Origin of the sequence: Methanosarcina sp. (genome assembly GCF_035390745.1) — an archaeon.
GTDB lineage: Archaea > Halobacteriota > Methanosarcinia > Methanosarcinales > Methanosarcinaceae > Methanosarcina.
The window spans coordinates 14,941-27,341 of the sequence record NZ_DAOOUJ010000043.1 but is presented as its reverse complement, the minus strand read 5'-3'; the positions used below and the strand labels follow the sequence as shown (position 1 = coordinate 27,341).

Below are 12,401 nucleotides of genomic sequence, written 5' to 3'. Positions count from 1 at the left end.
TCGGAAGCACGAGGTCCTTTCCGAGTTTCGCGTCGGAAGCACGAGGTCCTTTTCGGTCGCTCCGCTCCCTCAAGAGGACTAAAAAATGAGGAATAATAAATCTTCTGACACATCAGCATTATTATAGATACCGAGTCATTCTTGTTCCGCTCGACGAAGGAGAGCGGCTTTCCCGCGATTAAAAAGAAAAAAAGAGAGGCAATAAAAATTTGCTTTTGCATTTGATTTTTAATTAGTAATGTTTTAAGCTTCTTTCCCCCTTTTCTCTCTCCTTCAATTTCTTCCTGCTTTTTAGGCAGAGCCGCCAGGCAAGCTGGCGGAGGCGCTGATATTTATTGTGATATAAAAAGCTTTCAGGGGTAAAGGAAGTAATTTCTTATTCCTGAAAATAACAATGGAAAACTCTAAAAGTGTATTCTTCAAAGTTAAACTGATCTTTCATGAAAATCCACGTCCTCCAGCACTCTGCCCTTAACACCCTCGGCAGCATAGAAGAATACGCCATAACAAAAAATTACCCGCTTGAGTCAACCCGCTTTTACGAAATCAAAAACCCTCCAGCCCTCGATTCTTTTGACCTCCTTATCATTATGGGCGGCTCCATGGGAATTTACGATTATGAAGAAAACCCATGGCTGAAAGATGAAAAAGCCTTTATCAAACAGGCAATCGATGCGGGAAAATCGGTTCTTGGGATCTGCCTCGGAGCCCAGCTACTTGCCGATGTACTCAGCGCCCGCGTTTATGAAAACGGGCACAGGGAAATGGGCTGGTTTCCTGTAAAGGCGGCAGCGGGAAATAAAACCGAATTTATTAAAGGTCTGCCTGAAGAGATTACTGTTTTTCACTGGCATGCCCGGACCTTTGATATCCCGGCTGGAGCCACACATCTTTACCGGAGCGAAGGATGCAAAATCAGGGATTTGTTTACAGAGGCAGGGTTGTAGCTCTGCAGTTTCACCCAGAGGCTACGGATAAGAGGATTAAAATCATGATTGAGCGGTTCGGGCTTGAAATTGGAGATGAGCCTTTTATTCAGAAAAAAGAAGAGATGCTCGGGCGGGAAGAACATCTCGCCGGCACAAAAGAATTCATGTTTACGATGCTGGACAGGTTTGAAGAAATTATCCATTCTTAAGCATTCTGTTCCTGATCATTATAAAACATTATTAAAAGAGATCCTTAAAAGGATCTTTCATTCCTGAGATCAGCGTTGCAATATCCTTCAGCGCAAGGCTCTTCTTTAATCCTGTAGGGAGAGCGATGTACTTCGGGCTCCATACGGGGTTGAACTTTTCCTTAAAATCCCTCAGGCCTTTATAGTTATAAATATAGTCGCCGTTGGCAAAGATCAGAGACCCTACTTTGTGCCAGAGGGGTGCAAACTGCCTCTTCTCAAGGCCTGAAAGGGGAGCCATCCCAAGGGAGAAGCGCCCGTATCCGTTTTCTTTTCCCCAGATCATCAGTTTGATAAAAAGGTATTCCATAGTCCTGTCAGGAGCAGTCGAGCCGTAGCGCATAAGGTCTACACTGAGCTCTTCTTTATTCCCTCCTGCCCATATGTTTGCAAAGGCAACGATTTCCTCGTCATTTCTTACAAGTGCAAGAGGGAAGTTGCTCAGGTATTTTTCGTCAAAAAAGCCGACTGAGAATCTCATTTCTTTTCCGGTTTTTATTTCCAGCCATTCATCAGATACTTTTTTGAGCTCAGGCATGAGGGCGGTTACTTTTTCAGGAGGGACAATCTCAAACCTGTAACCTTTTTTTTCAACGTTTCGCACAGTATAGCGGAAGTCTTTACCCGCGCTGCCTTCCAGAGTAAATGATTCAAGGGGCACTTTTGCTTCTTCCCCTATTTTGACGAGCGTCAGGCCGAGGTCAAGGTAAATCGGGATATATTTTTCGCTTACTTCGTAAAACACAGCCCTTCCCTGATGAAGCTTGCTCATCTCATAGAAGTCCCAGATCAGTTCTTTGATCTGGTCTTTCTGCCCGACCGGGTCTCCCATTGCAATCCAGCTTTTTCCCGAGACTCCGTACATCAAAAATGCCTTTTTTTTGTCGTCAAAAAGCAGGTGTTTGTCGCCTGTAAACGCCAGGTTTCCCCATGTTTCCTGGCTTTCCTTTACAATCGATTTTGCAAGCTCAATCTCATCATTTCCCGGGAGGTGGATATCTTTGGAAAACGGGCTCAGCATTTTCATTACTCCAAGGACAAGCAGGATGAAGAAAATTCCTACGACAGCTCTTAAAAAGCTTGAAGCCTGGGAATTCACTCCGAACTGCCACCAGAGTTCGTTTGAATATTCCACATTCCGGTATGAAAAGAACCCTAGCCAGACGAAGCTTACGAGCACCAGAATTATTGCTATTATGTTTTCCCTGCTGAAAGACTGGTGCAAAAGAGAGGACTTTCTGTAAAAGTGTTTTCTTGAGGGAAGCAGGAGAATAAACATCGTAAAAAGCACTGCAGCTTCATGGTAATCAAAGTCTTTAAGGAGGGCAAAGATTCCTCCCAGTAAAAGGACTGTGAGGGAGAGTACATAAGCCCCATCAATCCTGTTCCATAGCCCGTTTGCCAGAAGAAGGAGCAGTACGCCTATTATGCTTCCAAAAAGCCTGGAAGCTTCAATGAGCGGGAGGGGCACGATGTAAGCGATTTCGTGCAGGTATCTGGGGTCAGAAGGCAAAGCTCCGGAAAAGAGGAGGGAAATGCCTCCGAAAAAGATCAGAATCGAAAAGACCTGAGGCGTTATTTCGGAAAGACTGGAATAGGTGACCTTTCCGGCTTTTTTCAGGAACTCTTTTTTCGCTTCAAATTCGTGGTATATAAGGGTAAGGAAACCAAGCAGGAACGGGACAAAATAGTAAATAAGCCTGAAGATTACAAGGGCACCTATAATGTCCACCGTGCCGAAATAAGGTTCCAGAAGAAACAGCATGACAGTTTCGAAAACCCCAAGCCCGCCAGGGACAGTGCTTATAAGCCCTATCAGCTGCGCCAGAGCAAAGAATACGAGCACATGCAGTAGAGTAAGCTGCGGGTTTGAGGGCAGGAGGAGGTATATGATACTTCCGGGAAGCAGATAGTCCGCTGAGGATAATGCGAGCTGCATTAAAGCAATTTTTGGCTCGGGGACCCTGATCTTATGCCCCTTTACCTTTAGTTCCCGTTTACTGAATGAGAAATAAAAATAAGCAGCGAGAAGCGACAGTAACAGAATTCCTATAATATTTAAGGGGACCGGAACATCAGGTATGTATTCTGACAGTTTCAATGGATAAAATGTGAAAAGCAAACCAGCAATAAAGCAAAACCCTATCCAGAAAGTGGACATGCAGAAAACTGTAATTTCCCAGATCTGAGCCAGGTTCAATCCATATCCGGAATATAACCTGTAGCGGAGAGATCCTCCTGTCAGAAAATTATATCCTGCAGTGTAGCTGATGGACGTGCTGATAAAAGAAGTCCTGGCAACCTGTTTGTATGGTAGGGTTTGATTGATATGGCGGGCTGCAAGATAGTCGTATCCTGTTAAAGCGGCATAGCTTAAAGAAGTCAGGATGATAGTGATCCCTATGTGGCTTAAGGAAATGCTGGTAATACTTTTCACAACATAGCTCATGCCCAGATGGTGAATCTGTTTATCCAGAGTCCATAAAGCCAGGGCAAATATGATTGCCGGTAAGAGATAACTGACAAGCCTCTTTACTTTAAGGGCTTTTTCCTGTATACTGCCGTTTTCTGTCATCAGGATCGAGTATCCTTTTTTGTATTATTGGATCAGATTAGTGCATTAATATTAAGAATTATTAATAATTATTAAGGATTCATCGGAGTTAAGAATCAGAATTCAGATCAAAAATTTATAATATGAAACCTACTAATTTAAAGTAAATATATTTTTTGTCAGTTTTCAAACGGCGATCAAAATAATTCAGATTTCAGGTTTCATTTTTGACCCGTACAACGTCATTCGCTATACCGGGTCTTTTTTAAATGATATTGAAAAACGTTTTCAGGGAATATTATCTTAAAGGATACCTTGCCTGTAAGGAATTTTTAATTAAGACTGAAAGAACCTGCAAGGGCAATAATGAAAACGAATATACCAGCTGTAAGAAAGATTATTTCTTTTATTGTAAGGGGTTTTTCTTGAAGTTCGGGGAATTTTTCTTTCCAGTAGACATTGAGGGAATTTAAAACAGGGATAAAGGACAGAAAAGAAAGATGAGCTAGCAGCCAGATCGGTTCTTTCCATATGGTAGTCGTATTTATCCATATCCAGAATATTATGAGAATTGCTGTTGGATATTTGATATTGTAACCTTCTTTTTTAAGCATGTCAGAAAACCTGTCAAATAAGGAAGACATGAAAAAGGGCATTAAGAACGTTCTCCAGAAAGGTGAAACATCAAGATTATCTTTCTCTTTAAAGAATTTCCAGCTTTTATAGTTCCAGTAAAACTCATAAAATCCCATTGATGCTATAGAAAAAAGTGCAAATTTCCAGACAGAAAGTACTCCGGAATAACTCTTTTCATTGTCAGCCATAATAATCCCTAACCTGATTTTTATTCAGGAAATAATGTACCCAATAAAATTATGAAAAAGGAAAATATTCCTGCCATTAATAGAATTATCTGCCCCGCTGTAAGGGGTTTATCTGGAAGATCGGGGAATTTTTTTTTCCAGTAGACATTGAGAGAATCTAAAACAGGGATAAACGCCAGGAAAGAGAAATAATAAGCTAAAAATATAGGACCTTCTGCATATGGGCAACATGTGTTCATAAATACCCATATAAATATTAACAACGGTGTTGGATAATTCGTCGGATGACCGTCTGCTTTAAGCATATCAGAAAACCTGTCAAATAAGGAAGACAGAAAAATAGGCATAAAAAACGTTCTCCAGAAAGGAGAGACATCAAGGTTATCTTTTTCCTTAAAAAATTTCCAGTTTTTGTAATTCCAGTACATCTGATAAAGCCCCATGGATGCTATAGAAAACAGCGCAAATTTCCATACCGGAATTACTCTGGAATACTCTGCTGTTGCTCTGGAATGATTTTGCTCATTTTCAGGCATAATAACCCTCATTTCATTTTCCTAGCCACGTTAAAATAGGTTCTGAGCCCTGAAGATATTAGCTCATGAAGAAAAATGGTTCTAGCTTATAAAAAGCATCGAAACTATAAAAAATTATCTAGTATGTCATAAAAATCATGATTTCAGCCACCTCATAAGATAAGCATGAAATATATTCGGAATGCAGATGAAACTCATTCTTATACAGGACTGTTCTTCGAAAAGAATGAGAAGAAAATATAAAACAAGACGACGTGCAGATTTGCTTCTTTAAAATCATAAATATCAAGGAATCCTAAGGAGAGAATCCTATCTCAAAAGAACCGGATCATATTTTGTATAAAAAATCGGACTTGAATATATAGAGAATTGACGGAACTTTTTAAATACATTATTAATTTGCCAGTTGCAATTAAAAAAGAAACTGCCTGAACTTAAAAATAAATTCAGGCACGTTTCAAGTCAGCCTGATTTGGAGAGCTGCCCCTATTTTCTTCATACTTTTGGTCTTTTATTTAGCATGAAAGTTCTCTCAAGTACTTTCATTTTTTTGGTATGTTATTCGAGAATATCATGTGCGTTTTTTAATTCAAACTTTTCATTTTTTATCGATTGTAATATATTTGCGTTTGATTTCCGTGTCTGTTCCGTTTACATTATTTACTTTTAAGCTGACGGTATATTTCCCGGCTTTACTGTAGGTATGAACTACGACATCTTCTGTCGAACTCGGCGTGCCATCTCCGAAGTCCCAGATCCTTTCTGTTGCGTTTTCCGATATATCTGTAAAACGCACAGCCTGGGGAGCATAACCATAAGTAATATTACTGTAGAACATGGCTACAGGAGGTAACGGCTTTTCTAAAACGGTTATTATGCCCAGTTTTGAATTCGTACCGTTCTCACTGGTTGCGGTCAGGTTAACAGTATAGTTCCCGGGAGCTGAGTAAGTATGAACCGGATTTGCTTCCGTAGAGTCTATGTATCCATCGTTTTCAAAGTCCCAGTTTCTTCCTGTGGAGCGTTCCGATAGATCGTTGAACTGCACAGAAAGGGGAACGTAACCCTCAGTAACATTGCTGCCGAACTTTGCGACAGGAAGCAAAACATGGTTTGTAAAAGCCTTGATGCATACGTTTGAATTTGGATAAGACGTGTTGACATTTGTCCAGGTCGACCCACTGCTACTTATAAAACTCTCTCCTGAATTTGCTCTGGCTTTACTGCTCCAGTTATCCTTTGGTTTTTCCAGGGCAATCGTGTACCTGTATGCAGGATTTGTAAGTTTCAGAACGACTGAGAATTTTTGACCTGTATTAAGCCTGACTTCAGAATCAAGAGGTATTGTGTGGTAGCCAGCAGTTAAGCATGTCCCATTTTTGGAAAGAACAGGACCTGCCTGATTTGTGGGGCCTGAACTCAGATTGGTGTAAATATAGATCTCATAATTACAATTCGAATCTGTTGTATAGAAACTTACAGCTTTGAGTACCTCCTCGGAATTTGCAGTGAAGAATTTAATAAAGTGATTTATATACATACACATAATATTTTTCGCAATTAGAAGGGTTTAGGAGAAAAATAATTCAGGCAGAGGTTCCGAAAAAGGCAGCTCACGAAGTTTCCCTTTCGGCATGTCTGAAGGTGATATACCCTGTACCTTCTTCATTCGCTGCCTTTACACTGCTTCTGGAAGCCGGTGTTGCATGTTTTGTATTGATCTCTGCCTTTCTGCTGCTCCCGAGGAATTTAAACTCTTTCGAAAGCATGACCATCACAACTGCTGTCATAAGATATTCCGTAGCCGGTGATGCTGCCCAGACTCCGTTAAGGTCAAAAAACTGAGGGAGAATGAACAGCAGAGGGAAGAGGAAGATAAATATCTTTCCAAGATGGATGAAAAGTGCTGCTTTAACTCGATTTATTGACTGATAGTAGACGGCAGTAAGCAGCACTGTCCCTTCAACAAGCAGAGAGAGCATGAATATATCCATTCCCTGCAATGTGACATCGAGAAGTTCGGAGTCGCTCTGGCTGAAGATCTGAACAAGGCTCTCAGGGAAGAGGTATATCAATGCAAATCCCAGAGCTCCTATCAGGGTGCATGAAAGCATTGTCAGTTTCAGGGTCTTTAAAACCCTTTTATAATTGCCGGCTCCGTAATTGAAACCTATAATTGGCTGCACTCCCAGGGCTATCCCTTCAAAGAGCATGGTGAATATCGAAAATAAATACCCTATAACTCCATATGCTGAGACTGCAATCTCAGAGCCGTATTTAAGCAGCATGTAGTTTTGCGCAAAGAGTACAAGAGCAAACGATATCTGCATAACAAACGCCGGGACACCTGATTTCAGGATCTGAAGTGTGGTCGCGGTTTTGACTTTCATGTCTTTAAGCCGGAGCCTGAGCTTTGCCTTGCTGCCGAAAAGGTGATGGGTAAGAAGTGCTGCCGGCAGAGCAAAGGAAAGAATTGTTGCGGTGGCTGCCCCCTGCATGCCCAATTTCAGGTACATGATAAAAAGGAAGTCCAGCACAACATTTGCAAGCACTCCCGCGATCATTATTTTCATGCAGAGTTTTGGCTTTCCGTCATTCCTTACCAGCGGTTCGAGGGCGATCGCAAGGATCATAAAAACCGAGCCTGCGAAGATTACATAGAGGTATTCCTGAGCAAGGGAGAGAGCAGGTCCATTTGTCCCGAGCAGATTGATAGAGGTTTTGCAAAAAACCAGCCCTCCGATAGTGAAAATGGCTCCTGCAAGGAGGCATAACGGAAAAGCATTGTTCATTATTTCCAGGGCTTCTCCGGTCTTACCTTCTCCAAGTTTCAGGGCTATGAGGCTGGACGAGCCGATTCCTATAATTATGCCTGCTCCAATTATAGCCAGATAGGGAGGATAAGCAAGGGTAATACCTGCAAGTCCGGGGCTTCCAATCGCATTTCCAATAAAGAAGCCGTCGATAATCCCCTGGATTCCAGCAATGAGTACTCCTATAACTGCCGGGAGCGCAAATTTCCAGAACAGTTTTAATATATTCCCGGACTTCATTTCTTCATCGCTGATCATACTCTGACCTCCACAGGCTGCAAAGAAAGTGCTTTGGAAACATGCAGCCGGATCTTCAGTCCTTTCTGACAGGGAAAAACCCGGGGTTTTCTCATCAGGGACCTGTTCAAAGCGGGATAGTTGAGATTATACTTTTTCTGAAGTTTATGTTCTTTTAAAAAATTGAGACAATGTCGATCAACTTTTTTAAATGGTTGATTAGTTAACATTTTTCCGTTCCGGACGAAGCTTCGGAAAATCTGCAAATGAGATGCATGCTACTTTTTGCAGAATTCTTTTTCTGCCTGTACTGAAACGGCAAGTATTCTTCAAGTTTTTACCAAGCTTCATCATTATTTATCCGGCAAAACCGGATTCAATCGATATAGGGAATCCTCAACAGTCAGTTTTAAATAAAAATCCTGAAGAGGAATTCAAAGTAGAAGTCTCTGATAAAAGTTCTGAGCAGAGATAATGTAAACTTTCAATGAGATAAATTAACTAATGTTTAGATTTTTAGACTGAATAGCTAAAGATTAGCAGTTAGCTGCATATATTTAAACACTAATTACTATTTATGCTATATTTATACATTTACATTCTCTTCTGTTTTATCAGGTTACTTTTCATGAGGCAAAAAACACGTTCAACTGCCTTTATTGAAGAGCTTTTTTCCTAAATATGGAAAGTTTCTGTAAGCTGACCTACAAGCCTGTTCTCAAAAAGTATATAAACTACTCTCAGGTTGAAATTGAGAGGTCAGTTTTTACATCTTAATTTGAAATATTCCGCCCGATAGCACCGGTTTTGTATTTTTCGAATTACATGTACCTGCAATAAGGTCTCTTTACGGGATCTCTTCAGGAACTGTTTCAAACTGGTATCTCTGAGTTTAATTTAAGTCAGGTTTCAATTCTCATAAATATATATAAATATACTCTTATAAATAGAAAATATTCTCTTAAAGTTCAGACATCAGTCTGTGAAGCTAAAACAGCACTGTGTTATAAATTCTCATTTAGAAACGCAAGAAACATTCTGGAAAAAAATTAAAAAAAGCCGAAACCTCAGAAAAATGAACATTATACTTTAAGATTGTTTTTTACCAGAACAGATAAGGCTTAATTGCCTGTTATTATCGAATATCTGTCCCGGGTTTCTGATTTCTGCAGGTCAGGGGTTTGTCTGCTCACTTCTGGATTTTTTATCCTCCATCCTGTGCAGCATACTCAAAACTGTTTCACGGCTTATGTTTCCTTTCTTCATAACATAAGAAACGTTTTTCCTTAGCAGCTCTTTCTCCTCAAAGCTCAACTCCTTAGCAGTACACACGATAACAGGGATATCTACTGTGTCTGGATTTTCCTTAAGAACCTTAATAACCTCAAAACCTGTAAACTGCGGCATCATCAGGTCAAGAATAATCGCATCCGGATGGCGACTCATAATCTTCTCGACTGCTTCTTTTCCCCCATACGCACCGACCGGTTCATATCCTTCCTGCTTGATGATGGAACTGAAAAGTTCGACTACAGTAGGCTCATCATCTACAATCAAAACCTGAGGGAAGGATTTTGAGGCTATTTTCCCTTTTACTTTTTGCAGGCTGGAGAGGAGGCGTTCCTTTTCCACAGGTTTGATCAGATGGTCAAATGCACCCCACAAAATGCTGCAGTTCCTTTCATCGTTCATGGAGATAACAAGGATAGGAATATCGGACGTTGCAGAATCATGTTTGAGATTTTTAAGGATATCCCAGCCGCTCAAGCCTGGAAGCATAATATCAAGAGTAATTACCGAAGGTTTCAGTTCACGGGCAAGCAAAAGAGCCTCCCTTCCGCTTGAAACCGCAGCAACCCTGTATCCTGCCTCAGAAAGTGTAATTGTAAGTAGTTCCCTTGACATTTCGTCGTCTTCAACGACCATCACAAGGTTCTTTTCTCCCGAATCTCCGGAAGGCTCTATAATTTCCGGCATTATTTCCAGAATTGCGGTTTCATTATTTATTTCCGGTTTTAAGTTTTCGTCTCTATCTGTTTTTTCGGAAACTGGCTGGACCATTTTCTCGGGAGCAGCTGAATCATTCATGCATATTTCGGGAATTTTTGCACATTTCAAAGGCAGTTCGAATGAAAATGTCGATCCTTTTCCAGTTTCGCTTTCGACCCACACTTTGCCTCCGTGAAGATTTACGAATTTCTTCACCAGAGCCAGTCCCAGCCCTGTGCCTTCATACTGGCGGTTGATACTTGCATCTACCTGCCTGAAGGGCTGGAAAAGGAGTTTCTGGTTTTCCTCTGAGATACCTATCCCGGTATCCGAGACACTGACCCTTATGGAATCTCCTGCTTTTGCTGCTGAAACTATTACTGATCCCCGGCTCGGGGTAAATTTTATGGCGTTACTTACAAGGTTGTAAATGACCTGCTTAAAACGTACCCTGTCAGCGTAGACTGAGATTTCAGGGTCAACGTTGTATTCCATAGAGATATCCTTCTTCAGAGCAAGAGCCGAGGTTACAGCCTTGGTATCATTAAATACCTCGGATACCGAGAACATCTCCAGCTCCAGTTCCATCTTGCCTGCTTCAATCTTGGAAAGGTCAAGAATATTATTTATTAGAGTCAGGAGATGCTTTCCACTGTTAGCTATGTTGTTGAGGAACTTTTTGTTCTGCTCACTGAATTCTCCGCTCATTCCGCCGAGCATTACGTCCGAAAATCCTATAATCGCAGTAAGTGGAGTCCGCAGTTCATGGCTCATATTCGTCAGGAATTCGCTTTTGGCACGGTTTGCACTCTCAGCAGCCAGCTTTGCCTGAAGCAGTTCTTCCTCTGTCCTTTTGCGTTCCGACAGGTCTATGAAACTTTCTATAAGGTATTCTTTTTCTCCAATTTTTACGGGAACCACACTTTTAAGTACTGGCAAATATTCCCCATTTCCATTGAGAAGCATTCTTTCCGACTTATCAATGGTCTGCTTGAAATCAGTTATAGGACAATTTTCTTTCTCGGCAGGGCAGATAAACCTGTGACAGACATTTCCTATGAGTTCGTCCCTTGAAAGCCCTATCGCCTCTTCGGCTGCAGGATTCACCTCCACTATTTCGTGATTGGAGGCATCGACCAGCAGGATTCCGCAGAGGGCATTGTCTATTATTTTCTTTAGCCTCTCCTGGCTTTCACGCTCCAGTTTTTCAGCTTTTTTGCGTGATGTTATATCCCTGACAACGCACTGGATTTCTTTGTCTTCAAGGCTCAGGAAGGAAGAGTTGACCTCCACATCAATAATCTCTCCATTCAGTTTCTTAAATTTCATTTCAAAGCAAGCAGCCCCGTTTTCGAAAGTAGTTTTCAGGGCTTCCCTGACTATCGGAAGATTTTTTTCAGACACAAGCGACTCAATTGAAATATTGTCAAGTTCCCCTTCCCCCAGTCCAAAGGCTTCACGGCCTTTTTTATTGAGATCCAGGACTTTTTCTCCATTGAAAATTATGATCGCATCATTTGAGTGCTCAAAAAGAGCTCTGTACCTTTTATCTTTCTCTCTGAGACTCTCTTCTGCCTTCTCCTGGAGCACCAGCGCATTTTCAAGTTCTATCCAGCGTCTCAGGGAGAAAATCCCAAGAGCAAAGGTGAGATATACCGAGAGAGTGAGCAAACCCCCCAGTCCCTGAGGGTTGTATTCTTCAACAAATAAAACAATGGATTCAAACAGACCAAAATAGGAGGCAAAGAACGTGAATAAGAGGCCCACTCCTAAAAGAATCAACAACTCAATCGATTTTTTCCCCAATAAACCCTTGAAAAAATCTGGCATTATATAATCCCCATAAAATAAAAAATACTCCCACTCTCGTTTTTTATTTTCATGCAATGAACTCTTCTATTGTGGATTTGAATTTCTGGATATCTATAGGCTTGGAAATATAAGCACTGCAACCTGCTTTGAGAAACTTCTCCTCATCTCCACGCATGGCATGGGCTGTGAGGGCAATAACAGGGATCTCCCGTCGGGCAGGGTCTTCTTTCAGTATTTTTAATACTTCTATCCCATCAATCCCGGGCAACTGTATATCTAATAATATTAAGTTAAAATGATTTTTTTTACTCAGTTCCAGGGCTATAGCTCCATCAGAAGCTTCTACTGGTTCATACCCAAATGAGATTAATAAAGTTTTGACAAGTTCCATAATTAAAGGATTGTCTTCAACGACAAGTATATTTTTCATAGGCAACGACCTCTATTTTCCTGGTCCCC

General features: G+C 41.1%; 9 protein-coding genes. 2 read left to right on the top strand and 7 right to left on the bottom strand.

Annotated elements, in window-relative coordinates; all coding sequences use genetic code 11:
- Window positions 1-440: 440 nt before the first annotated feature.
- Both PLL47_RS10380 and PLL47_RS10375 read left to right on the top strand, forming a co-directional pair.
- Window positions 441-947, top strand: a complete 507-nt coding sequence (locus PLL47_RS10380; RefSeq protein WP_324446129.1) for a type 1 glutamine amidotransferase — start codon at window positions 441-443, stop codon at window positions 945-947.
- Window positions 948-991: 44 nt separating this feature from the next.
- Window positions 992-1,138, top strand: coding sequence for a hypothetical protein (locus PLL47_RS10375; RefSeq protein ID WP_324446128.1), 147 nt, complete (start codon window positions 992-994; stop codon window positions 1,136-1,138).
- A gap of 31 nt (window positions 1,139-1,169) precedes the next feature.
- On the opposite strand, the gene mprF is transcribed toward PLL47_RS10375, so the two are convergent.
- The 7 genes from mprF to PLL47_RS10340 form a co-directional block, all read right to left on the bottom strand.
- Window positions 1,170-3,752: a bifunctional lysylphosphatidylglycerol flippase/synthetase MprF gene (gene mprF / locus PLL47_RS10370; RefSeq protein WP_324446127.1), complete on the bottom strand. Its 2,583-nt coding sequence runs from the start codon at window positions 3,750-3,752 to the stop codon at window positions 1,170-1,172.
- Between the two features lie 311 nt (window positions 3,753-4,063).
- Window positions 4,064-4,555, bottom strand: coding sequence for a hypothetical protein (locus PLL47_RS10365; RefSeq protein WP_324446126.1), 492 nt, complete (start codon window positions 4,553-4,555; stop codon window positions 4,064-4,066).
- 20 nt (window positions 4,556-4,575) lie between these two features.
- Window positions 4,576-5,091 (bottom strand): hypothetical protein, encoded by a 516-nt coding sequence (locus PLL47_RS10360; RefSeq protein ID WP_324446125.1) that lies wholly within the window; start codon window positions 5,089-5,091, stop codon window positions 4,576-4,578.
- A 598-nt stretch (window positions 5,092-5,689) separates the two neighbouring features.
- Window positions 5,690-6,631 carry a lectin like domain-containing protein gene (locus PLL47_RS10355; RefSeq protein ID WP_324446124.1) on the bottom strand — a complete coding sequence of 314 codons (942 nt, stop codon included), beginning with the start codon at window positions 6,629-6,631 and terminating at the stop codon, window positions 5,690-5,692.
- 73 nt (window positions 6,632-6,704) lie between these two features.
- Window positions 6,705-8,162, bottom strand: coding sequence for an MATE family efflux transporter (locus tag PLL47_RS10350; RefSeq protein ID WP_324446123.1), 1,458 nt, complete (start codon window positions 8,160-8,162; stop codon window positions 6,705-6,707).
- Between the two features lie 1,152 nt (window positions 8,163-9,314).
- Complete coding sequence (locus PLL47_RS10345; RefSeq protein WP_324446122.1) at window positions 9,315-11,960, bottom strand: response regulator; 2,646 nt, start codon at window positions 11,958-11,960, stop codon at window positions 9,315-9,317.
- A 49-nt stretch (window positions 11,961-12,009) separates the two neighbouring features.
- Window positions 12,010-12,372 carry a response regulator gene (locus tag PLL47_RS10340; RefSeq protein ID WP_324446121.1) on the bottom strand — a complete coding sequence of 121 codons (363 nt, stop codon included), beginning with the start codon at window positions 12,370-12,372 and terminating at the stop codon, window positions 12,010-12,012.
- Between the last annotated feature and the right edge of the window lie 29 nt (window positions 12,373-12,401).

Coding starts and splice junctions, on each gene's coding strand:
- PLL47_RS10380 (WP_324446129.1), top strand. CDS start 441: ATGAAAATCCACGTCCTCCAGCACTCTGCCCTTAACACCCTCGGCAGC.
- PLL47_RS10375 (WP_324446128.1), top strand. CDS start 992: ATGATTGAGCGGTTCGGGCTTGAAATTGGAGATGAGCCTTTTATTCAG.
- mprF (WP_324446127.1), bottom strand. CDS start 3,752: ATGACAGAAAACGGCAGTATACAGGAAAAAGCCCTTAAAGTAAAGAGG.
- PLL47_RS10365 (WP_324446126.1), bottom strand. CDS start 4,555: ATGGCTGACAATGAAAAGAGTTATTCCGGAGTACTTTCTGTCTGGAAA.
- PLL47_RS10360 (WP_324446125.1), bottom strand. CDS start 5,091: ATGCCTGAAAATGAGCAAAATCATTCCAGAGCAACAGCAGAGTATTCC.
- PLL47_RS10355 (WP_324446124.1), bottom strand. CDS start 6,631: ATGTATATAAATCACTTTATTAAATTCTTCACTGCAAATTCCGAGGAG.
- PLL47_RS10350 (WP_324446123.1), bottom strand. CDS start 8,162: ATGATCAGCGATGAAGAAATGAAGTCCGGGAATATATTAAAACTGTTC.
- PLL47_RS10345 (WP_324446122.1), bottom strand. CDS start 11,960: ATGCCAGATTTTTTCAAGGGTTTATTGGGGAAAAAATCGATTGAGTTG.
- PLL47_RS10340 (WP_324446121.1), bottom strand. CDS start 12,372: ATGAAAAATATACTTGTCGTTGAAGACAATCCTTTAATTATGGAACTT.